This is a genomic window from Pseudomonas sp. LD120, from assembly GCF_009861525.1.
In the GTDB taxonomy this organism is placed as follows: Bacteria; Pseudomonadota; Gammaproteobacteria; order Pseudomonadales; family Pseudomonadaceae; genus Aquipseudomonas.
Genome location: NZ_WVHL01000003.1, coordinates 445,326 through 467,595 on the forward strand (window position 1 = coordinate 445,326; position 22,270 = coordinate 467,595).

The following is a 22,270-nucleotide window of genomic DNA, read 5'->3' on the forward strand; positions in this document are numbered from 1 at the left end:
TGATCAGCACGGGAGAAAACTGTTCTTTTGCTCGTGCTAGTCAATACTTAGGCGTGTAGGACTGCTGCCGAACTGGCTGTAGGCCAACACCCTTTTTTTTGCAGACTGTAGTCCCTGAAATGTAATGCGTGAGGAGAAAGGTATGCTGATTCTGACTCGTCGGTGCGCCGAGAGCCTGATCATTGGTGACGGCGAAATCACTGTGACCGTGCTCGGTGTCAAAGGTAATCAAGTGCGTATTGGTGTCAACGCCCCCAAAGAAGTGGCGGTTCATCGTGAGGAAATTTACCTGCGAATCAAGAAAGAGAAGGACGAAGAACCAAGCCATTAATTTTTATCGTTTTTTTTGTTTGCAAACGGGGAGAAAGGTGGTTAATATACGCCCCGTGTTGCGGAGAGCTGGCCGAGTGGCCGAAGGCGCTCCCCTGCTAAGGGAGTACACCTCAAAAGGGTGTCGGGGGTTCGAATCCCCCGTTCTCCGCCATTATTTATTTAGTACGTTGTAATCTGGCTTCTTCTGTAAGTTGTTGAAATTACTAGAAAAAGTGCTTTACAAAGAGATTTAACGGCCTATAATGCGCGGCAACAAATGCACTCGTAGCTCAGCTGGATAGAGTACTCGGCTACGAACCGAGCGGTCACAGGTTCGAATCCTGTCGAGTGCACCATTTAAGGGTTAGCTTCAGTAATGTAGATAGCTCGGTTTCAACCAGTTGTGGTCTGGTCTAAAAACACAAAATGCACTCGTAGCTCAGCTGGATAGAGTACTCGGCTACGAACCGAGCGGTCACAGGTTCGAATCCTGTCGAGTGCACCATATATCAGAAAGCCCGCATCGTAAGATGCGGGCTTTTTGTTTTGTTCGTCATTTATCTGTCTTTCTTCCAACTCATTTGGCTGGAACGGCCCCGGTCGTTGGTGGTCGAATTTCATATCTGCCGGCCTGCTAATGGATTTTTTCTGCGGGCGTGTGTTTTCTTTTTCCGCTAGGGCGTCGCAGTTTCATAGGCTCGGGCCCTGCGCAGGTTTGTGCCGCAAGCGCTTGTCTTGTCGTGATTTTTAACGTTTAAAACCGCCAGGCGGTGTATGATTGCGCCCGTCAGCCCCGCCGGGGCTTGTGGAATACCTCCATGGACTTACCCAGTAGTGACTCAGTATCCCGTTTTCACAATCATGAACTGACTGATTGATCCTTCCGGCGTGCTCCTCTGCTGGGAGTGGAGTTCGCCTATGACCGAAGTAGAAGTAAAAAAAACGCAAGAAAGCCTACAAGACCGCCTCGCTCAAGTCATTGAGCTGCTGCAGCGCCAGCGAGTGGTCGAAGACCTGACGCATCGTCAGGAAGGCCATCACCATGATCGGGTCGAGAACCTGGTCCACCGGCAGAACCTCGTCGAATTGCAGCGTAAGCTCGACGATCTGCACTCCGCCGACGTTGCTTACATTCTTGAAGCCTTGCCCCTGGACGAGCGTCTGACCGTCTGGCAGATGGTCAAGGCCGAGCGTGACGGCGATATCCTCCTCGAAGTATCCGACTCTGTCCGTGAAACCCTGATCGCCGACATGGACGATCACGAACTCCTGGCTGCCGCCAAGGAGATGGACGCTGACGAACTTGCTGACCTGGCCCCTGAGCTGCCGCGAGACGTTGTCCACGAGCTGATGGAGGCGCTCGATGGCCAGCAGCGTGAGCGGGTTCGCTCAGCGCTGTCCTATGACGAGGAGCAGGTCGGTGCGCTGATGGACTTCGAGATGGTGACCATCCGTGAGGATGTCAGTCTTGAAGTGGTTTTGCGTTATCTGCGTCGCCTCAAAGAGCTACCTAGCCATACTGACAAGTTGTTCGTGGTCGATTACGACGGTGTGCTGAAAGGCGTACTACCGATCAAGCGGTTGTTGGTCAATGATCCGGAAAAACAGGTCGCAGAAGTCATGGCCAGCGACCCGGTGAGTTTTCATCCGGACGAAGACGCCTACGACGCCGCCCAGGCGTTTGAGCGGTATGACCTGATTTCGGCCCCAGTAGTCGACAAGAACGACAAGCTGATCGGTCGTTTGACCATCGATGAAATGGTCGACCTGATTCGTGAAGAAAGTGAGACCGAAGTCCTCAACATGGCTGGTCTGCGTGAGGAGGAAGACATCTTCGCCTCAGTGTGGAAGTCACTGCGTAACCGTTGGGCTTGGCTGGCGGTCAATCTGGTTACCGCTTTTGTCGCATCCCGTGTGATTGGCTTGTTTGAAGGGTCTATCGAAAAGTTGGTGGCCCTGGCCGCTTTGATGCCCATTGTCGCGGGCATCGGTGGCAATTCGGGTAACCAGACCATCACCATGATTGTTCGTGCGATGGCTTTGGACCAGGTCAGTACCGGTAATACTTCGCGTCTGATGCGCAAGGAGTTGGCGGTAGGCTTGATCAATGGTTTGGTGTGGGGCGGAGTGATCGGCGTCGTGGCCTACATGCTCTACGGGAGCTGGTCGCTGGGGGTGGTGATGACGGCGGCCATGACCCTCAATCTCTTGCTGGCGGCGCTTATGGGCGTTCTGATCCCGATGACCTTGGCGCGTCTGGGACGTGATCCGGCAATGGGAGCCAGTGTGATGATTACCGCGATGACCGACAGTGGTGGTTTTTTCATCTTTCTTGGTCTGGCGACGATCTTCTTGCTCTAAAGAGCTCCCAGCTAATGCTTTACATCCCCGCGAAGCGCCTATATGGCGCTTCGTTGCTTTTGTCTCAGGCAAAAAAAAAGCCAGCGGCTGGGCTGGCTTTAGCGTTCGAGATGAAGTCAGGTGGCGTCTGCGGCCATTTCAGCGTCGTGGGCGATCAGCGAAACCAAAGCGTTTTGCTGGCGATGTGAAAGTTGACGGAAACGTTGAAGCAGTTCGCGTTCATGCAAAGACAGCTCTGGACTGTCCAGGCGCATGCTCAGCTCTTCGCCCAAGGCGCCTTCCTGAATGAGACTCTGTTCCAGGCGCGCGATGATTTCGGAGTTCATGCTGCGGTGATGATTGCGAGCCACCTCGGCAATGCGTTCACGCATCCCGTCGGGTAGGCGTACGACGAACTTGTCAGCCGTACGGCTGGAATAAATTGCCTGTTTCAATGGGCGCATATATTTAACCGGTTAGTTCAGGGGAGCGGTTCTCGGAATTGGCCGCGGGCTGTTTTTTAGGACAAGCCTGATCGCCAAATGTTCAACCTGAATTGCTAAGAGGCCCGCATCATGCCTCAAAGTTGCCAGATCCTTGGCGTCAATTCTGTGACAAATATTGAACTGGATAAAGGCGTTATGCCAGCACCAATTATCAGAAATGCGGACTGGTTTGAAAAGATCGCTAATCCGCGCTGTTGGCCGCATCCTCCTCTCCAATGAAAGTATTAGCGCACTAGCGAAGGTGCATGTTGTGCGGGTGAGTTGTGTAATCCCTGCCTGTTAGAGAATAGTGGCAAATGGCCAATTTGCTAGTGGCGTCGCACGGAGCAACACCGCATGCCAGGTAGGCTGATTGACTCGATGGGGCCTTCGGGGGCGGCAAGGATAGCTTGATTGATGGCGTCAGGCAGCCTTTAAATTCAATGAGTTGTGAGATTGCAAGCGGGTTGGTTACGTGTTCTGCCGTGTTAGCGGGTGAGGGGGGAGAGGGGGTATTGGGCGGGGGGGCGGGCAGCGAGTGATGTAGGCGATTCCGCTTTGTTCTGGCGGAGCAATGGCCTCGGCTATGGCATTCCATTGCAGATTGATCAGTGATTATCCGATGGTAGGAGGGGGCTTGTCGATGGCTCAAGAGGGTGTTTTCCTCAAGTGAGAAAGCACTATCTTGATCTAATTCCGATAGTTCTGGTCTTGAGCAAACAGGTGTGCGTCGCCGTTTACTGCTACGGGCGCGGGAGCGCGTGCACGAAGTCGGTATTACCTTGAAACGCAACGAGCTGCTCAGCAGTGCCGCTTGGTTCGATGATGAGCTGATTGTGTGTTTGGTTAGTTCCGCAGAGTTGAGCATTACTCTGGAACCAGTGCTGGAGATACTGCGACAGTGCCGTGTTAGCGCAGCGTCGAATCGAGCTTGATCTTGCGCCCTGCGAACAATGCCAGCAGGAACAAGCTGAAGAACGAGCCGCAGGCAATCAGCGAAGTGCTGGCAGCAGCCGGGCAGCACATCCGCTGAGCAGTGTCAGAGCGAACAAGCTTATTGCAGCAGTGGACATAGAGGGCTCCTGATGTCGCGAACTTAAAATACCCAGCTTTCAGTTGGCGTGACGGACGGTTGCGGCAGGGTCTGTCCTTCGGTCGCCCGGGCAATTACTCCAGGCACTGCCTGGCTGCTGATGACCGCCAGTTGCGGCGTTTGGTGTGGGTTGTGATGGGGGGCGGTAGCAGGGGTAAGTTCAGCGTTGCCTGCTGGCAGAAAGTGGAAGGCCAGCAATGCGGCGATGGCTGTGGCATTCAACATAAGCAAGGCGCTGTTCATGAGCATCATCTCTGCGGTGTCTTATTCATTGACTAAAGCAGGCCGCGTGCCAGTGGTTTAATAATGCATAAATGCTTTAAAAACAATGGCTTAAATTTTTTAAGTCCATCTTGTTGATTGCATTTTGCAATGATGGCTTTTTGGGGTGATGCAATTTGCACGAAGTCGTTTTGAGTCCTGCGCCCAGGGCTGGCGTCTTCTGCAAAAAGCCCTAGGGATGACATGACAAATGCAGCCCTGACCGTTAACATGCACGCCGTCCTTCGCGCCGCCTGGCGCCGCTGTTAAGTCTCAGTAGCTCAATTGGATAGAGCATCCCCCTCCTAAGGGGAAGGTTGGCAGTTCGAACCTGCCCTGGGACACCAACTCATTTCCCTTCGTTGCCTCACTGCGTCGCCAGACAGAACGCCGGTAATCCGTCCCAGGCGACTCAAGCTCGCCTCGTCGAATGCTTGCCCCAGAGAGTCGGCCCTGAACGCGGCGACCCATTGCTGACGCCTGAGCACGTAAGCGCGAACGAAGTCATCCCGGTCGTTGAAGCAGTCTTGAGCCCGTTCGGCGTTGTGCAACATGATGCGCCAACCTGTCTGAGGATCGATCCAGTTCATCAGCATCGTGTAGCGGACAAAAAAAGCACTGCGTACGCAAGCGAGGATCGTTGGTGGTGCTCAGGCCGTGCAGATCAACGCGAAACCACTGCTGTTCCAGTTCAATGCCGGTGATCACGCCGCTGTTATGCGCCATCGTTGACTCCCTTTGATAATGACCTGCGCATCAGGTGATGCACCGCCTGGCAGGTCGGTAATTGCTCATTCTCTATAACACCTCCGGTGGGCATGCCGATGCTTCGACACCCAGCTTGCAAGCTCGCGTCTGATGGAGAATTTGGCCCTTGGCCAGGTCTGTGGGAAACCCTGGCGCGGCAAGTAAAAGACACTTGAGGCGTTGAGGCGCGGCATGCTGTCAGGTGATGTTTCAGAATCCAAGGCGTTGGGGCGAGGGGAGGGGGATTTTCAGCAGCGTTGCCTGGGCGCTGGCTGATTCTTTCGCGTTCAGGTGGTAAATGCTGCTCGGTCTCTATAAGGGATTGCTGAATCTGGCCGATAGCTTCGGTGGACACTTGTATTCCCAAGCAGCGGCCCGGAGCATGGGACCGCTGGAAAATGCTTGATGGCCTCTGGCTTGCGGCTATTATTCGCGCGCCCGAGAGTGGGCTGAGAGGCCGGGCCTCGTGTCTCTGGATTGATTTTCTTACTTGCCTGGAATCTTCGATGCTGGCGTACCACCAAAAGAGCTTTTTGATCGTCGATGATTTCTCGGACTTCCGCAGTTCGGTGCGTTCGATGTTGCGTGAGCTGGGCGTCAAGGACGTGGACACCGCGGATACCGGCGAACAGGCTCTGCGCATGTGCGCGCAAAAGCGCTATGACTTTATCCTTCAGGATTACCACCTGGGTGACGGCAAGAAAAACGGCCAGCAGGTGCTCGAAGACCTGATGCTGGAAAAACTCATCAGCCATGAAAGCGTGTTCCTCATGGTTACCGCTGAGAGCAGCCAGGCCATGGTGCTCAGTGCCCTGGAGCACGAGCCCGATGCCTATTTGACCAAGCCTTTCAATCGCTCTGGTCTGGCGCAGCGCTTGGAGCGTCTGCAGCAGCGTAAGAACCTGCTCAAACCCATCCTTCAGGCCCTTGATCGGGGTAAGCCGGTGGAGGTGCTCAACGCCTGCGTCGCCCTATGCAAGCAAGACCCGCGTTACGCACCGCTGTGCCTGCGTTATCGGGCGGATGCTCTGCGCGATATGCATCAGAATGAGGCCCTTGAGCGCCTGTACAACAGTATTTTGGCCGACCGTCCATTGCCTTGGGCTTATGTCGGATTGGGGCGTCTGTTGTTCAAGCGTGGGCAGATTGGTGAGGCTAAGTCGGTGTACGAAAAGGCCTTGAAAGCCTTTCCGATGATGCCGGGGCTTTATGACGGGTTAGCTGATGTGCTGGTGGCTGAAGGCGATACCAAGCGTGCCCAGAGTGTGCTGGAAGAGGCTGTGCGCCTGTCGCCATTGGCGGTTCGGCGTCAGGCCCTGCTGGGCAAGCTGGCCATGGCTAACGAAGATTTTGACAGCGCTTCCAGAGCCTATCGTCAGGCCGTTTCCCAGGGCGCGCAGTCGCGCTTTAAGGACCCGGAAAGCAATCTTGGTCTGGCCCATGCGCTGATCAGCAAAGGCAGCGAGAAAGGACTGGATACGCGTACCCGGCTGGAGATCAATCAGACCCTGAGCGCTGTGGCCAAGGAAAATCCCACCGATCCGGGGTTGCAGATTCGCGCGCGTTTGATGAAAGCCACCAGTCTGCTGCTCAATGATGCGGAAACCGCGGAAAAGCTCACCGAACAGGCATTGATGCGCCTGGATGGCATGGAGCAGTTCATGAGTCCCGAGGCGGCGCTGCTGGTGGCCAAGCAACTGCAAATGCTGGGGCAGGCCAATGCAGGTGCGTCGATGTTGAAAAACTGCGCGGAAATCTACGGCGACGATCCGAAGGTCATGCAGAACATTGCCAAGCTCACCGACGATCCGGCTATTCTCAATGCTTCCAATGCGGCGGCTGACATTAACCGCCAGGGTGTGCGTAGCTACAAGGCTGGCAACTTGGCCGAAGCCCGGGAATTGTTCCGCAAGGCTCTGGCCATGCAGCCGAAGAACATCAGTATTGCCCTGAACATGGCGCAGTCGCTGTTGCACGGTGCGGATGCCAGTGCCGATGCGGCGCTCCTGGAGGAGTGTCGCGAGTGCCTGAAAATGGTTGGCATGATGCCCGATAGCGACGTGCGTTATCCGCGTTACCAGAAGCTGAGAAGCAAGGCGTTTGGCGAATGAACGAACAGCAACAGGCTCTCGACTTTTCCACGGTGATCGCCTCCACCGTACATGACATGAAGAACTCCCTGGCTATGCTGATGCAGGCCCATGCGCAATGGGTAGCGCGTCTGCCCGAGGCGCAGCAGACAGCTGAGCAGGGGGTGATCGATTATGAATTTGCCCACCTCAACGGGATGTTGGTGCAACTGCTGGGGCTGTACAAGCTGGGGGTCAATCAGTTGCCCCTGCAGCCGGCCTATCACGAGTTGGATGACTTCATAGAAGCGCAATTGGTGAGCCATCAGGACGTGTTCAAAAGCCGTGGGATCTTGGCCACCTACGAAGTTGATCCTTTGAGTCCTCTGGGCTTTTTCGATCGTGAGTTGATCGCCTCGGTACTGGCTAACTGCATCAACAATGCGATTCGTCATGCACGCCATGCGCTGTTGATCAGCGTCAGTGATGAGGAGGGGCAGGTGGTCCTGTCCATCAATGATGATGGTGACGGTTATCCCCCGGTAATGATCGAACGTCAGGCCGATTATGTGCAGGGCATCAATCAAAGCAGTGGCAGCACCGGACTGGGTTTGTACTTCGCTGGACGCATCGCCGAACTGCACCAACGCAATGGTGTAGGCGGGCACACGCAAATCAGCAATGGCGGTCCGTTGGGCGGCGGCTTGTTCAAGCTCTATCTGCCCTGAAGGGCCCTCCGAGGTTATTCCTGCGACGTGTCCTTGTGGCGTTATTGGTCTTTTGGTAACGCTCGTTATTGCCGGAAACCGGGGGCTTCGGGATTTTATCTTTGCCTGCTTGAAATTTTGAACGGCTGATGCGTATTTTGTACGGGTTGCCGTTCGCGGCTCGTATAACAACAAGGATTGAGTCATGACAACCGAAGGCCACTGTTCACTCGCCGAGCGATTGACGGGCATTGATGAGATCGAATGTGTCACTGCGGATTTGAATGGCGTACCGCGGGGCAAGGTAATGACCGCTGAAGGCTTCCTCGAAGGGCGGCGCTTGCAGATGGCCCGTGGGGTGCTGCTGCAGTGCATCATGGGCGGTTATCCGCCGGCACGTTTTTACGGCAGCGACGACGGTGACCTGGCGCTCAATGCCGACCCTCAGCAGATTCACCGCCTGCCCTGGAGTCAAGCACCGCGGGCGCTGGCCATTTGTGATGCAGATGAACTCAACGGCGAAAGTTCACGGCTGTCCACCCGTGGTCAACTCAAGCAGGTGATCTCTCGTTATGCGGCCTTGGGCCTGGCTCCGGTGGTGGCTACCGAGCTTGAGTTTTTCGTGTTCGCACCCAATCAAGACCCGGCTCAACCCTTTCGGCCACCGGTGGGCCTGGACGGTCGGCGTGAGGAGGGCTACTCGGCGTTCAGTGTCAGTTCCAACAACGGCTTACGGCCGTTCTTCAGCGAAGTCTATGCGTGCATGGCGGCTTTGGGGCTGCCCCGTGACACCTTCATGCATGAAATGGGGGTCAGTCAGTTCGAGATCAACTTGTTGCATGGTGATCCACTGCTGTTGGCGGATCAAACCTTCTTGTTCAAGCACCTGCTCAAGGAGGTGGCGCTCAAGCATGGTCTGATGGTGGTCTGCATGGCCAAGCCGCTGGCGCATACGCCGGGCAGCTCCATGCATATTCATCAGAGCGTGGTGGAGATGGGCAGCGATCGGAACGTCTTCAGTGACGAGGCCGGGCAGCCCACGGCGATGTTTCGTCATTTTATCGGCGGCCAGCAGGCGGCAATGGCGGATTTCACGGCGTTGTTCGCGCCCAACGTCAACTCCTATCAGCGCTTGTGCCATCCTTACGCTTCGCCGAATAATGCCTGCTGGTCCCATGACAATCGGGCCGCAGGGTTGCGGATTCCGGCCAGTTCGCCTGTGGCGCGCCGGGTGGAAAACCGTTTGCCGGGGGCGGACGCCAATCCCTATCTGGCAATTGCCGCGAGCTTGGCGGCGGGTTTGCATGGTATCGAGAACGAACTGGAGCCTACGGCGGCAATTCAGGGCGAATTCCAAGTGCCGGATAATTTGTCGCTGCCCTGTACCTTGCATGCCGCGTTGGAGCGTCTCAAGCGTAGCCAGTTGGCCAGGGAACTGTTCGGCAGTGAGTTCATCGAAGGTTACATCGCTTCGAAGACTATGGAGTTGACCAGCTTCTTTGATGAAATTACCCCCTGGGAGCGGCGTGTTTTAGCGGCCCAGGCTTAACCGACCTGTCGCTGATCGGGCCCTGTGTTGCCATGGGCTCAATCCCTCATTCAAGGAGCCGCTCGGAACGCCGATGCGCCAAATTTGGAAGTCTTTTCGAGCGCTTTATTTCGCCTCGCTGATGATGTTGATCGGCTCGGGTCTGCTCAGCACGTATCTGGCACTGCGCCTGGCTGCCGATCATGTCGACGGCTTGTGGGTGGGGGCCTTGATGGCGGCCAACTATTTCGGCTTGGTATTGGGCGGCAAGCTGGGGCACCGGCTGATTGCACGAGTCGGTCATATCCGTGCCTACGCTACCTGTGCCGGTATCGTTGGTGCCGCAGTGCTTGGGCACGGGCTGGTGGATTGGCTGCCGGCCTGGTTGGTGCTGCGGATGATCGTCGGTCTGGGGATGATGTGCCAGTACATGGTCATCGAGAGCTGGCTCAATGAGCAGGCTGATGCCAATCAGCGTGGCTTGGTGTTCAGTGGTTACATGATCGCTTCTTACCTGGGGCTGGTTCTGGGGCAGCTTATTCTGGTCATGCATCCGGCCTTGGGCTTGGAGCTGTTGATGTTGGTGGCTCTGTGCTTTGCCCTGTGCCTGGTGCCGGTGGCGATGACTCGGCGCATTCACCCGGCGCCTTTGCATCCAGCACCAATGGAGCCGCGATTCTTTATCAAGCGGGTGCCGCAATCCTTGAGTACGGTGCTTGGTTCAGGCTTGATCGTCGGCTCATTTTACGGTTTGGCACCGCTCTATGCTTCGCGCCAGGGCCTGACGACCGAGCAGGTGGGTCTGTTCATGGGTAGCTGTATTTTTGCCGGGCTGGTGGTGCAGTGGCCCTTGGGCTGGTTGTCCGATCGGTATGACCGGGCGTTGCTGATTCGTTGTTTTGCCCTGTTTTTGGCGATAGCGGCTTTGCCCTTGGCGATCTTGTCCTCGGTGTCACTGGAAGTGCTGTTTGTCCTGGGGTTTCTTTGTTCCTTGGTGCAGTTCTGTCTTTATCCCTTGGCGGTGGCATTCTCCAATGACCACGTTGAGGCGGATCGAAGGGTGTCGCTGACGGCGATGTTATTGGTGACCTATGGCGTGGGGGCGAGTATCGGGCCCTTGGCTGCGGGGGTGTTGATGAAGTTTTTCGGCAGCCAAATGCTTTATGCCTTCTTCTGCTTCTTTGCCTTGATCCTGGTTTGGCGGATCCGACCAAAGGCCGTCACCAATCTGCATCAGGTAGACGATGCGCCGCTGCATCACGTGGCGATGCCGGACAGTATGTCCAGTTCGCCGCTGGTTGCCGCCCTTGACCCTCGGGTGGATGAGCAAGTGGTACAGGATCAGATGCAGACTACTCCGGCCCCGGACGCCGAGTCGGATGTGGAGCTTGCGCCGGACTCTGAGGCTGAGCAAGTAGAGGGGCAGGCTGCCCCGGATGATTCAGGTCCAGAACACCTGAGTGGGGCCAGGCCCTGAAAAAAAACGGGCAGTGCCTTGCGGCAATTGCCCGTTTTTTATTGTTTGCTAGCAATCACATATCGTCTTTATCGAAGCGCCGCGCTTCACGCTGCAGTTGATAGACGAAACGCTCGACCTGGCGCTGGACCAAGCCACTCATGTTGTGAAAACGCACGCCTGCAAAAGTCGTGTCGATTCGTTCTTCGTGATGCAGGTAACGCAGTTCCACTGGCGTGGTCATGCTGCCGAAGGGCAGGGCGGCGATGAAACGTTCATATACCTGGCCCAGTTGCAGGCGCGAGGAGGTATCACCATCAAAGCGCAGTTTGCAGCCTGTGGCGGAGATATCCAGTAGCTTGCCGGTGATGGGCGCTTTGAGCTTTTCACCACCGAGTTCGATGTCCACCAGCTGTGCCAGCTTCAACGCGGCACGGAAGGCATTGCGCCGTTGGTGATAAACCACTTCGTCCGGCAACGTGGTGCGGTAGCACCGACCGCCATTGGAGTCATCCAGCGTCGGTACGCCATTGCTTTCCCAGGCAATACGCACGCCGTCATGAAAGCCTTCAACACGAAACGGCTCTCCGGCCAGCATGAAGCGTTCGCCGTCGCGGGGAATCATCTCGTCGAGGGCGATCATGTTGCTGTCGCGGTCCACTTCCACCAAGTAGCTTTGGAAGCGTTGGCTGCGTTCGTGGAAGGTGATGATCAGCGGGTCGTGGCTCTCTTGCAGCAACCGCAGGTTGGAGGAAATTTCCAACGCTGTGGTGAACACCTTAGGTGGCTGCGGGGCATCTTCCGCGGTTGAGGTGTTGAACACGGTTCGTCAATCTCCAGACAAAATACAACTACACGCAGGGGCTAGCATTTTGCCAGCATGTTTCACGGCTTGGTAGCACGCGCTGGTTTTTGCGGATTAAGCCTGACTGAGTGCGCGGGGCTTCGCAAGCATCGAGGTAGAGCCCCGGGCGTCGTATAGGGCTGGAGGTTCGCCGCCGTTGAGGATTTTCAATTGGTTGGCGGTGGTGGCCTGCTGAATCTGGATCGAGCGGCCATTGAGCTCGTTAGTGGCCTGGCAGTCTGCAAGCAGTTGAGTCAGCAGATCGCTCTGTTCAAGCAGCTGAGTACCCAGGCTCGAGTGACTGGCCAGTTGCTCGAGGCCTGTCCGGTTGGTGGGCAGATTCAGGCTGGCGAGTATTTGCGTGCGCTTGCGGCCATGCTGTTCCAGCAAAATGACCAGGGCTTGCTTCTGCGCCAGAATGTCTTCCAGCAACGGCATGTCACGGCCGTGCAGGGCGACCGATTCGGCTCTGAGCAGCTCCAGCAGTTGTTGCGCTGGAGCAAGGTCATCATTGATCAGTTGCAGTAAGTTGGTGTCGTGCATGGCTGGCCTTGGGAATTAAGCGTCCAAAAGCCTGGCGCGAGCCGGTGGCTAGCGCTGGGCTTCGAAGTTAAGCAGTTTGCTGGCTACACGGTTGCTGTCGACCTTATAGCTGCCATCGGCAATGGCTTGCTTCAACTCGGCCACGCGGGCTTTGTCGACAGCGGGCTGATCGCGCAGCTTGTCAGTGATCTTCTGCAACTGTTGAGCCTCATTGCTGAGGTGTACCGATTCCCCGCTTTTGCTGGTTTCGGCTGCGGTCGTCAGCGGCGCGGATTTTCCGGCTTCACCGGTTTCCTTGCTGGTGCTGGTACGCATACTGCCTGTCAGTGAAGGGGAGCTGTTTAAACGGCTAAAGTCGATGACCATGATGAAGAAAACCTCTGGGTATTTGGACGCTTGCCATGTTTTCGGCCATACCCTGAAAAACTTTAGGCTCAATTGTCGACGAGCCAGCGCAGGTATCTGCGACCCGTAATGGGTCACAGTTTAGGGAACGAATGGGTCGAGCGCCAGAGATCTACATTGCGACTTCTACCTGACCCGGGGCGGTGACGCGAGCTTTGATCACGCGTTGTGAATTCAGGTTTTTGACCCGGATTTGCTCGCTCATGCCGCCGTTGGACAGCGCCTCGCCGGGCATGCGCACATTTAAGGTGCCGCTGCGCGCCGATATCACCACTTGGTCGCCTTTGCGCACCACTTCAGCTTGTTCCAGGTGCACCAGCGTAATGAGCTGGTCGGCGACCATTGGTCGGACAAGCTTCTGTCCAATAGCCTGATCCACCGAAGTCAGGTAGCCCTGATTGTTGTGGCTGATGTCGCGCTCACGCAGTGTAACGTCGTTCGGTTCGATGATTCCCCCACGCTTGAGAGGCCGTGATGTGGTGACCACCTCGCGAAACAGCTTGACCTGGGCGGGCACAAATACTGTCCAGGGCGAGGCGCCTTCGCAGCGAACTTTCACGGTGACCCGCCCCAGTGGTTGTGCCGGGCTTTCCAAGCTCGCTGTCAATTCCTTGTCGCAAGCAGGCATGCGCATGCGCGGATCCAACTGGTTGACCTGAATTTCGTAGCGTCCTTCCGTTTGACTGGTTGCCAGATAGTCTTCTACCGTGAATTCAAGAAACCCTTGAGTGACGCCGATAAGTAGATCAGGCAGGGTGACCGAATCAGCAACGGCAGGGCCGCCAGGGTTTAAAATGCATAACGCCGACAGCCCGCAAAGCAATTTGCGGTAGTTAGAGGTCAGGCGTCGGAAAAATGTCGTTTTGGCGTTCATAACAGTTAAAAAGCAAGCCCCGTGCCGTTTAGCAATGAGCGTGCGTCGGATCTTAAAGCTTTGGGGAGTCTGGGCATGGCTGGTGTAATGGATTCGGTAAACCAGCGCACGCAATTGGTTGGGCAGAATCGCCTGGAGCTGCTGCTGTTCCGTCTGGATGGTGGGCAACTCTATGGGATCAACGTATTCAAGGTTCGTGAGGTGCTGCAATGCCCCAAGCTGACCGTGATGCCCAAATCCAGTCCTGTGGTGTGCGGTGTTGCAAATATTCGAGGGGCAACCATTCCGATCTTGGATCTGGCAATGGCCACTGGCTCTGGCGGATTGCAGGATCAGAGCAATCCATTCGTCATTATCACTGAGTACAACACCAAAACTCAGGGGTTTCTGGTGCGCTCGGTGGAACGTATCGTCAACATGAACTGGGAAGAAATTCATCCGCCGCCCAAGGGGACCGGTCGCGATCACTACCTGACGGCCGTGACTCGGGTGGACAACCAGTTGGTTGAGATCATCGACGTAGAAAAAATATTGGCGGAAGTTGCGCCCACTTCCGAGTCGATCTCGGTGGGGGTGGTGGATGCTGAAACCCAGCACAAGGCGGTTTCCTTGCGGGTGCTTACCGTTGACGATTCGTCAGTGGCGCGCAAACAAGTCACCCGTTGCTTGCAGACCGTGGGCGTTGAGGTTGTGGCGCTGAATGACGGACGGCAAGCGCTGGATTACCTGCGCAAGTTGGTGGACGAGGGCAAGAAGCCGGAAGAGGAGTTCCTCATGATGATTTCCGACATCGAGATGCCCGAAATGGACGGCTACACTCTCACGGCTGAGATACGCAGTGATCCGCGTATGCAAAAGCTGCATATCATCCTGCATACTTCGTTGTCAGGGGTGTTCAATCAGGCGATGGTGAAGAAGGTCGGTGCTGATGACTTCCTTGCCAAGTTCCGTCCTGATGACCTGGCATCCCGGGTAGTTGACCGGATCAAAGCAGCAGACCATAGCTGAGGGCATCAGCCCTTGGCGGACAATAAGATATAAGAGGCGGCAGCATTGTCTACGGGTAATTTGGATTTTGAACAGTTCCGGGTCTTCCTGGAAAAAGCCTGTGGTATTTTGCTCGGGGAGAATAAGCAATATCTCGTCTCGAGCCGTCTCAACAAGCTGATGGAGCAGCAGGGGATAAAAACCTTGGGCGAACTGGTTCAGCGTATTCAGGCTCAACCTCGCAGCGGTTTGCGCGAGATGGTCGTGGATGCGATGACAACCAACGAAACCTTGTGGTTTCGTGACACCTATCCGTTTGAGGTCTTGAAGAACAAGGTGCTTCCCGAGGCGATCAAGGCCAGTCCCAATCAGCGTCTGCGGATTTGGTCGGCCGCCTGTTCGTCGGGGCAAGAGCCGTACTCGCTGTCGATGTCCATCGATGAGTTCGAGCGCAGTAATATGGGGCAGTTGAAGATGGGGGTGCAGATTGTTGCCACCGACCTCTCCGGCGCCATGCTCAACAACTGCAAGACTGGCGAATACGACAGCCTGGCGATTGGTCGTGGCTTGTCAGCCGATCGCCTGCAGCGTTATTTCGAACCCAAGGGACCGGGGCGCTGGGTGGTCAAGGCGCCAATCAAGAACCGGGTGGAGTTTCGCTCGTTCAACCTGTTGGACAGCTATGCCAGCCTCGGCAAGTTCGACATCGTGTTTTGTCGCAATGTGTTGATCTACTTCTCGGCCGAGGTCAAGAAGGACATTCTGTTGCGCATTCATAGCACCCTGAAGCCTGGCGGTTACCTGTTTCTCGGAGCTTCCGAAGCGCTCAACGGTCTACCGGATCATTATCAGATGGTGCAATGCAGTCCGGGGATCATTTACAAGGCGAAGTGATCAGTATCGGCTGCAATGAAAAGGGAGGTCTTCGGATCTCCCTTTTTTGTGCGTGTCATTTTGCCGGTGAGACGAGCTGAAAGCGGCAGAGTGATTGCCGCTTTGCCGGCGTTTCGCGGAAATCCATTGCCGCTTTTCTGGCATTGCCGCCTGGGTATCGCTGGAAAACCCCTGATTTACGGGCTTTGAGTACTTGGCACGCTGATTGCTAAATCAAAATTACGAAAAATCAGGTCACCCGAAGGTTTCCCGACATGAGCATCAGCTTCGATAAAGCGCTTGGTATCCACGAAGAGGCTCTTGGCTTTCGCGCCAAGCGTGCCGAAGTACTGGCCAATAACATCGCTAACGCCGATACCCCGAACTACAAGGCTCGGGATCTGGACTTTTCCGCGGTACTCGCCGAGCAGAACGAGAAGGTCAAGAACGGTACGTTCGCGTTGAACATGACCAATAGCCGGCATATCGAAGCGCAAGGCCTGAGCAGCGGCGATGAGTCGCTGCTGTATCGCACGCCGATGCAGCCTTCGATCGATCAGAACACCGTGGATGCGCAGTTGGAGCAGTCCAGCTATGCGCAGAACGCGGTGGATTTCCAGGCCAGCTTCACGCTGCTCAACAGCAAATTCAAAGGGCTGGTTGCAGCCCTGCGCGGAGAGTAATTCATGTCCCTTGCCAGTGTTTTCAATATTGCCGGTAGCGGCATGAGCGCTCAGACCACGCGCCTGAACACCGTCGCCAGTAACATCGCCAACGCTGAGAGCGTGTCGTCGAGCATTGATCAGACCTATCGCGCTCGTCATCCAGTGTTCGCCACCATGTTCCAGAGTGCGCAGAGTGGTGGCAGCGATTCGCTGTTCCAGAACCAGGACGCTGCCGGACAGGGCGTACAAGTGTTGGGCGTCGTCGAGGATCAGAGCAATCTTGAGGCCCGCTATGAGCCGAACCATCCTGCCGCTGACGCCAAGGGTTATGTCTACTACCCCAACGTCAACGTGGTGGAGGAAATGGCCGACATGATTTCTGCCAGCCGCTCGTTCCAGACCAATGCTGAAATGATGAACACCGCCAAAACCATGATGCAGAAGGTCCTGACCTTGGGTCAGTGATAAGGGGCGAAGCCAATGAGCGTTACTGACACCACCGGTGCTCCATCCCTTAAGGATGTGCTGGCCAACTCGTCGAAGAAAACTGCGGCCACCAGCGCCGATGGCCTGGCTGCCGCGACGAATAGTGTCGCCGGCAAAAAGGCGTTGGATCAGGATTCTTTCATGAAGTTGTTGGTCACTCAGATGAGTAACCAGAATCCGCTCGATCCGCAGGACAACAGTGCATTTGTCGCGCAGCTTGCGCAGTTCGCTTCCTTGGGTGAGATGGCCAAGCTCAATACCACGGTGAATGCGATTACCAGCAACTACAAGTCGTCCCAGGCTCTGCAGGCCTCCTCTTTGGTAGGGCGCTCGGTGATTGTTCAAACCGGCACCACTCAGGTGGATACCAGCAAGAGCATGACCGGTTCGGTGACGGTGCCTTCTAGCGTGAGCTCGGTCACCGTCACGGTTACCGACAAGGACGGCAACACCGTCAAGACTATCGATCTGGGCAGCCAGAAGGCGGGTAATTCCAGCTTCGTGTGGGATGGTACCAAGACCGACGGCACCAAGGCGGATCCAGGTAACTACACCTTCAAGGCCAGCACCACCATTGATGGCAAGGGCACTGATCTGATCACTTATCTGCCAGCGACCGTCAACAGCGTCACCATCAGTCAGAGCGGTGGCGAGTTGATGTTGAACCTGGCAGGCATGGGCAGTCCGATTGCCCTGTCCAAAGTACAAACTATTGGTATCTAGAGCCGACTAACCGGCACAAGGAGTGGAATATGTCTTTCAATATCGGCCTTAGCGGTCTCTACGCTGCCAACAAACAGCTGGACGTTACCGGCAACAACATCGCCAACGTCGCCACCACCGGCTTCAAATCCTCCCGTGCGGAGTTCGCCGACGTGTACTCGGCCACCAAACTGGGTAGCGGCAGCCAGGTGATTGGTAATGGTGTGCGCTTGTCCAACGTCTCCCAGCAGTTTACCAACGGTGATATCAACAACACCGGTAACGTGTTGGACATGGGCATCCAGGGCCAGGGCTTCTTCGTGCTCAGCACCAACGGTTCCTTGACCTACACCCGTGCGGGCACCTTCAAGACCGATAAGGAAGGTTTCATTACCAACAGTGACGGTACCGCCCGCCTGCAAGGTTATGCCGTGGATGCCAACGGCAAGATCATCAACGGCGTACTGACCGACTTGCGGATCGATACTTCCAATTTGGCGCCGAAGCCAACTGACGCGATCTCTTCGACGATCAACCTGGATTCCGACGCAGACCCGATCGATACGGCGGCGACAGCGCCTGCGTACGTCTTCAAGCCGGGCGACAACACGACCTACACCAAGCAGTTCAGTACGCCGGTCTATGACACTCAGGGCAACAAGCACGTCATGGATCAGTACATGATCAAGACGCCGAACGCCAATACCTGGGAGACCTACACCCTGATCGACGGTCGCAACCCGGACGGCTCGGCCTTTAGCATGGCTAACCAGTCGCCGATCACCATAACCTTCGATTCGTCGGGCAAGCTGCAGAGCATTACGCCGCCCGCTGCGCCTGCGACTACGCCGTATACCGTTACCGGTAACAGCATTGTCATGTCGGCTGCTGCCTGGACCCCGGGTACCGTCACCAATGGCGTGTTCGCGCCTAACGGTGCGGCGCCAGCGCCAAACGGCGTGAGCATCGACATGACCAAGACCGGTTCGGTGTTTGGCGATACCAATCGCACGGTGATTGCGCAGAATGGCTACTCCACGGGACAGATCAGCAGCCTGACCATCGACGGTTCCGGCGTGATGTTGGCCAACTTCAGTAACGAGCAGACCAAGGCGATCGGCCAGATCTCCCTGGCCAGCTTCACTAATGAGCAGGGTCTGCAGCCGGTAGGCGGCACCCAGTGGAAAGAGACTTACTCGTCCGGTATTCCAGGTTATGACGCGCCTAAGAGCGGTACCTTGGGTTCGGTGGTGTCCAACTCCCTGGAGGAATCCAACGTCAACCTGACCAACGAACTGGTGAACCTGATCAAGGCCCAGAGCAACTATCAGGCGAACGCCAAGACCATCTCCACCCAGAGCACCATCATGCAGACCATCATTCAGATGACCTGATGCCGGTTCGCTAGCGCGCTCTACCCGAAGCCCCTCATTGAGGGGCTTTTTTTTATGTCGGTGTCCTGTTGCCCATTGTGCTTCTGTCTTTATGGGGGGGGCACGCCTTCTGGGCCTGAGCGATGTTTGAGGTCGGCTGCCGGTTTATTGCGGGCAAAAGAAAACCCCCGATAAACCGGAGGTCTATCGGGGGGCGAGGCAGGTGCCCGCGGGCACCTGTCGGCTCAGGTTATTGGCAAGCTTCGCAATCCGGCTCGTCGATGGCGCAAGCCTTTGGTACAGGAGCAGGACCGGCGGGAGCCGCTAGGACCGAGTCGTCACCGTGGTTGCCGCTGGAAACAGCGTTCAGCTTGCCGGTGTTGATGGTCGACTTCTCGGTGCTGGTGGCGGCCAGGGCACGGAGGTAGTAAGTGGTTTTCAGGCCACGGTACCAGGCCATGCGGTAGGTCACGTCGAGCTTCTTGCCCGAAGCGCCGGCGATGTACAGGTTCAGTGACTGAGCTTGGTCGATCCACTTCTGGCGACGGCTGGCGGCGTCGACGATCCACTTGGTTTCCACTTCGAAGGCGGTCGCGTAGAGCTCTTTGAGTTCTTGCGGGATGCGCTCGATCTGCTGTACCGAACCGTCGTAGTACTTCAGGTCGTTGATCATCACCGAGTCCCACAGGCCGCGAGCCTTGAGGTCGCGAACCAGATACGGGTTGATCACGGTGAATTCGCCCGACAGGTTCGATTTCACGTAGAGGTTCTGGTAGGTCGGTTCGATCGACTGCGATACGCCGGTGATGTTGGCGATGGTCGCGGTCGGTGCGATGGCCATGATGTTGGAGTTACGAATGCCTTTCTGCACACGGGCACGAACCGGTGCCCAGTCCAGGGTTTCGTTGAGGTCCACATCGATGTACTTCTGGCCGCGAGCCTCGATCAGGATCTGTTGCGAATCCAGCGGCAAGATGCCCTTGGACCACAGCGAACCCTGGAAGGTCTCGTAGGCGCCGCGCTCATCGGCCAGGTCGCAGGAAGCCTGGATCGCGTAGTAGCTGACCGCTTCCATGGACTTGTCGGCGAACTCGACGGCCGCGTCGGAGCCGTAGGCAATGTGCTGCAGGTACAAAGCGTCCTGGAAGCCCATGATGCCCAGGCCCACCGGGCGGTGCTTGAAGTTGGAGTTCTTCGCTTGCGGCACCGAGTAGTAGTTGATGTCGATCACGTTGTCGAGCATGCGCACGGCGGTGTTCACGGTGCGTTGCAGCTTGGCAGTGTCGAGCTTGCCGTCCTTGATGTGGTTCGGCAGGTTGATCGAGCCCAGGTTGCAGACCGCGATCTCGTCTTTGTTGGTGTTCAGGGTGATCTCGGTGCACAGGTTCGAGCTATGGACCACGCCCACGTGCTGCTGCGGGCTGCGCAGGTTGCACGGGTCTTTGAAGGTCAGCCATGGGTGGCCGGTTTCAAACAGCATGGACAACATCTTGCGCCACAGGTCTTTGGCCTGGATGGTCTTGAACAGCTTGACCTTGCCTGGGTACTCGGTCAGGGCTTCGTAGTACTCGTAGCGCTCTTCGAAGGCCTTGCCGGTCAGGTCGTGCAGGTCTGGTACTTCGGACGGGGAGAACAGGGTCCACTTACCGTCATCGAAGACACGCTTCATGAACAGGTCGGGGATCCAGTTGGCGGTGTTCATGTCGTGGGTGCGACGACGATCATCACCGGTGTTCTTGCGCAGCTCGATGAACTCTTCGATGTCCATGTGCCAGGTTTCCAGGTAGGCACATACCGCGCCTTTGCGCTTGCCGCCCTGGTTAACAGCTACAGCGGTGTCGTTGACCACTTTCAGGAAGGGTACGACGCCCTGGGACTTGCCGTTGGTGCCCTTGATGTAGGAGCCCAGCGCACGAACCGGTGTCCAGTCGTTGCCCAGGCCGCCGGCGAATTTCGACAGCATGGCGTTGTCGTGGATGGCGCCGTAGATGCCCGACAGATCGTCCGGAACGGTGGTCAGGTAGCAGCTCGACAGCTGTGGACGCAGGGTACCGGCGTTGAACAGGGTTGGAGTCGAGGCCATGTAGTCGAAGGACGACAACAGGTTGTAGAACTCGATGGCGCGGTCTTCGCGCTGTTTCTCTTCGATCGCCAGGCCCATGGCCACGCGCATGAAGAAGATCTGCGGCAGTTCGAAACGCACGCCATCCTTGTGGATGAAGTAGCGGTCATACAGGGTTTGCAGGCCCAGGTAGGTGAACTGCTGGTCGCGCTCGTGGTTGATCGCCTTGCCGAGTTTTTCCAGGTCGAACTCAGCCAGTACCGGGTTCAGCAATTCGAACTCGATACCCTTGGCGACGTAGGCCGGCAGCGCCTTGGCGTACAGGTTGGCCATTTCGTGGTGAGTGGCGCTTTCGGCCACTTCGAGGAAGCCCAGGCCTTCGGCGCGCAGGGTGTCCATCAGCAGGCGGGCGGTGACGAACGAGTAGTTCGGCTCGCGCTCCACCAGGGTGCGAGCAGTCATCACCAGGGCGGTGTTAACGTCTTTGAGGGCCACGCCGTCATAGAGGTTTTTCAGGGTTTCGCGCTGGATCAGGTCGCCGTCGACTTCTTCCAGGCCTTCACAGGCTTCGCTGACGATGGTGTTCAGGCGGCCCATGTCCAGAGGGGCGAAGCTGCCGTCGGCACGGGTGATGCGGATCGAGGGGTGAGCTTGTACCGGCTCTTCGCTGCTGGAGCGAGTGGCGCGTTCTTTGGCGCGGGAGTCGCGGTAGATCACGTAGTCGCGGGCGACTTTCTGTTCGCCTGCGCGCATCAGGGCCAATTCAACCTGATCCTGGATCTCTTCGATGTGGATGGTGCCGCCCGAAGGCATGCGACGCTTGAAGGTCGCGGTGACCTGTTCGGTCAGGCGTGCCACGGTGTCGTGGATACGCGACGAGGCAGCGGCGGTACCGCCTTCAACTGCGAGGAACGCTTTGGTGATAGCGACGGTGATTTTGTCGTCGGTGTAAGCAACGACAGTGCCGTTACGCTTGATCACGCGCAATTGGCCAGGCGCAGTGGCAGACAGATCCAGGTTTGAATCAGCAGCCAGCGGCGCATTGGCCGGCGAGTTCTCGCGAGTTGTGTCGGTTTGCATGGGTGTCTCCACGTTCTCTATGTTTGATTGGGCACCCTTGGGGTGCCCACCGTTCCGTCCTGAAGCACTACAGCCGGCTGGGCCGGACATAACGACTTCGGGACAGTTCAGGAAGGGGGGCTGTAGGCGCCGCTTCCATGCCGAAGTCTTGGGTGTCGAGCCGTGGCGCGACACTGTGTTCCTGATGGGTGGCAGTCTTTGACTGCAACACCCGTACCGCTTTCTCCTGGGCAGGGTTGAAAGCGGTGCCATCCGCACGCGCGTTGTTGGTCTTCTAAAGCGGCGATTGGTTCCGCCAAACAGGGGCAAGAATAGGGCTTGAGTTTCTTGTCTGATTTGTGTTTGGTTTTTTGTGTAAAACCCTAGATATAGGGATTT

At 56.6% G+C, this 22,270-nt stretch carries 21 protein-coding genes and 4 tRNA genes; 16 read left to right on the forward strand and 9 right to left on the reverse strand.

Going from position 1 to position 22,270, the window contains the following annotated elements; genetic code table 11:
* The first annotated feature begins 142 nt into the window (after positions 1-142).
* The 5 genes from csrA to mgtE all read left to right on the forward strand — a co-directional run bounded on the left by csrA (position 143) and on the right by mgtE (position 2,673).
* Positions 143-331: a carbon storage regulator CsrA gene (gene csrA / locus PLD_RS08270; RefSeq protein WP_002554426.1), complete on the forward strand. Its 189-nt coding sequence runs from the start codon at positions 143-145 to the stop codon at positions 329-331.
* A 62-nt stretch (positions 332-393) separates the two neighbouring features.
* Positions 394-484 (forward strand) — tRNA-Ser (locus PLD_RS08275).
* A gap of 107 nt (positions 485-591) precedes the next feature.
* Positions 592-668 (forward strand) — tRNA-Arg (locus PLD_RS08280).
* A gap of 72 nt (positions 669-740) precedes the next feature.
* Positions 741-817 (forward strand) — tRNA-Arg (locus tag PLD_RS08285).
* A gap of 413 nt (positions 818-1,230) precedes the next feature.
* Positions 1,231-2,673, forward strand: a complete 1,443-nt coding sequence (mgtE, locus tag PLD_RS08290) for a magnesium transporter (RefSeq protein ID WP_159891601.1) — start codon at positions 1,231-1,233, stop codon at positions 2,671-2,673.
* 116 nt (positions 2,674-2,789) lie between these two features.
* Here the strand turns inward: mgtE and PLD_RS08295 are convergent, their stop codons facing one another.
* The 3 genes from PLD_RS08295 to PLD_RS08305 all read right to left on the reverse strand — a co-directional run bounded on the left by PLD_RS08295 (position 2,790) and on the right by PLD_RS08305 (position 4,724).
* Positions 2,790-3,116 (reverse strand): Arc family DNA-binding protein, encoded by a 327-nt coding sequence (locus PLD_RS08295; RefSeq protein ID WP_003204761.1) that lies wholly within the window; start codon positions 3,114-3,116, stop codon positions 2,790-2,792.
* Between the two features lie 1,117 nt (positions 3,117-4,233).
* Complete coding sequence (locus tag PLD_RS08300) at positions 4,234-4,473, reverse strand: hypothetical protein (RefSeq protein ID WP_159891603.1); 240 nt, start codon at positions 4,471-4,473, stop codon at positions 4,234-4,236.
* Between the two features lie 32 nt (positions 4,474-4,505).
* Positions 4,506-4,724, reverse strand: coding sequence for a hypothetical protein (locus PLD_RS08305; RefSeq protein WP_159891605.1), 219 nt, complete (start codon positions 4,722-4,724; stop codon positions 4,506-4,508).
* A 37-nt stretch (positions 4,725-4,761) separates the two neighbouring features.
* Between PLD_RS08305 and PLD_RS08310 the strand changes: the two genes are divergently transcribed.
* Positions 4,762-4,838, forward strand: a tRNA-Arg gene (locus tag PLD_RS08310).
* Positions 4,839-4,995: 157 nt separating this feature from the next.
* Here PLD_RS08310 and PLD_RS30635 read toward each other — a convergent pair.
* The gene (locus PLD_RS30635) at positions 4,996-5,217 is read right to left on the reverse strand and encodes a hypothetical protein (protein WP_256674576.1); all 222 of its coding nucleotides are present in this window, start codon (positions 5,215-5,217) and stop codon (positions 4,996-4,998) included.
* Positions 5,218-5,744: 527 nt separating this feature from the next.
* Between PLD_RS30635 and PLD_RS08320 the strand changes: the two genes are divergently transcribed.
* The 4 genes from PLD_RS08320 (at position 5,745) to PLD_RS08335 (ending at position 11,019) form a co-directional block, all read left to right on the forward strand.
* The gene (locus tag PLD_RS08320; RefSeq protein ID WP_159891607.1) at positions 5,745-7,349 is read left to right on the forward strand and encodes a tetratricopeptide repeat-containing response regulator; all 1,605 of its coding nucleotides are present in this window, start codon (positions 5,745-5,747) and stop codon (positions 7,347-7,349) included.
* Complete coding sequence (locus PLD_RS08325) at positions 7,346-8,035, forward strand: sensor histidine kinase KdpD (protein ID WP_159891609.1); 690 nt, start codon at positions 7,346-7,348, stop codon at positions 8,033-8,035. Before PLD_RS08320 ends, PLD_RS08325 begins: the two co-directional genes overlap by 4 nt.
* Before the next feature lie 286 nt (positions 8,036-8,321).
* Positions 8,322-9,563, forward strand: coding sequence for a glutamine synthetase family protein (locus tag PLD_RS08330; protein WP_178116162.1), 1,242 nt, complete (start codon positions 8,322-8,324; stop codon positions 9,561-9,563).
* A 73-nt stretch (positions 9,564-9,636) separates the two neighbouring features.
* Complete coding sequence (locus tag PLD_RS08335) at positions 9,637-11,019, forward strand: MFS transporter (RefSeq protein ID WP_159891613.1); 1,383 nt, start codon at positions 9,637-9,639, stop codon at positions 11,017-11,019.
* A 55-nt stretch (positions 11,020-11,074) separates the two neighbouring features.
* Here PLD_RS08335 and PLD_RS08340 read toward each other — a convergent pair whose 3' ends face one another.
* From PLD_RS08340 to flgA, 4 genes are all read right to left on the reverse strand, one after another.
* Complete coding sequence (locus PLD_RS08340) at positions 11,075-11,821, reverse strand: flagellar brake protein (protein WP_159891615.1); 747 nt, start codon at positions 11,819-11,821, stop codon at positions 11,075-11,077.
* 96 nt (positions 11,822-11,917) lie between these two features.
* Complete coding sequence (locus PLD_RS08345) at positions 11,918-12,385, reverse strand: flagella synthesis protein FlgN (protein ID WP_159891617.1); 468 nt, start codon at positions 12,383-12,385, stop codon at positions 11,918-11,920.
* A gap of 48 nt (positions 12,386-12,433) precedes the next feature.
* The gene (gene flgM / locus PLD_RS08350) at positions 12,434-12,751 is read right to left on the reverse strand and encodes a flagellar biosynthesis anti-sigma factor FlgM (RefSeq protein ID WP_159893438.1); all 318 of its coding nucleotides are present in this window, start codon (positions 12,749-12,751) and stop codon (positions 12,434-12,436) included.
* Positions 12,752-12,902: 151 nt separating this feature from the next.
* The gene (flgA, locus tag PLD_RS08355) at positions 12,903-13,664 is read right to left on the reverse strand and encodes a flagellar basal body P-ring formation chaperone FlgA (RefSeq protein WP_159891619.1); all 762 of its coding nucleotides are present in this window, start codon (positions 13,662-13,664) and stop codon (positions 12,903-12,905) included.
* A gap of 75 nt (positions 13,665-13,739) precedes the next feature.
* Here flgA and PLD_RS08360 point away from each other — a divergent pair, with 75 nt between their 5' ends.
* The 6 genes from PLD_RS08360 to flgE all read left to right on the forward strand — a co-directional run bounded on the left by PLD_RS08360 (position 13,740) and on the right by flgE (position 18,771).
* Positions 13,740-14,672, forward strand: coding sequence for a chemotaxis protein CheV (locus tag PLD_RS08360; protein WP_159891621.1), 933 nt, complete (start codon positions 13,740-13,742; stop codon positions 14,670-14,672).
* A gap of 45 nt (positions 14,673-14,717) precedes the next feature.
* Positions 14,718-15,545: a protein-glutamate O-methyltransferase CheR gene (gene cheR / locus PLD_RS08365; protein ID WP_159891623.1), complete on the forward strand. Its 828-nt coding sequence runs from the start codon at positions 14,718-14,720 to the stop codon at positions 15,543-15,545.
* A gap of 254 nt (positions 15,546-15,799) precedes the next feature.
* Positions 15,800-16,207 (forward strand): flagellar basal body rod protein FlgB, encoded by a 408-nt coding sequence (gene flgB / locus PLD_RS08370; protein ID WP_159891625.1) that lies wholly within the window; start codon positions 15,800-15,802, stop codon positions 16,205-16,207.
* Positions 16,208-16,210: 3 nt separating this feature from the next.
* On the forward strand, positions 16,211-16,654 hold the full coding sequence (gene flgC, locus PLD_RS08375; RefSeq protein WP_159891627.1) for a flagellar basal body rod protein FlgC: 444 nt from the start codon (positions 16,211-16,213) through the stop codon (positions 16,652-16,654).
* A 15-nt stretch (positions 16,655-16,669) separates the two neighbouring features.
* Complete coding sequence (gene flgD, locus PLD_RS08380) at positions 16,670-17,398, forward strand: flagellar hook assembly protein FlgD (RefSeq protein WP_159891629.1); 729 nt, start codon at positions 16,670-16,672, stop codon at positions 17,396-17,398.
* Positions 17,399-17,427: 29 nt separating this feature from the next.
* Positions 17,428-18,771: a flagellar hook protein FlgE gene (flgE, locus tag PLD_RS08385; protein ID WP_159891631.1), complete on the forward strand. Its 1,344-nt coding sequence runs from the start codon at positions 17,428-17,430 to the stop codon at positions 18,769-18,771.
* A gap of 229 nt (positions 18,772-19,000) precedes the next feature.
* Here the strand turns inward: flgE and PLD_RS08390 are convergent, their stop codons facing one another.
* Positions 19,001-21,892, reverse strand: coding sequence for a ribonucleoside-diphosphate reductase subunit alpha (locus PLD_RS08390; protein ID WP_159891633.1), 2,892 nt, complete (start codon positions 21,890-21,892; stop codon positions 19,001-19,003).
* Positions 21,893-22,270: the final 378 nt, after the last annotated feature.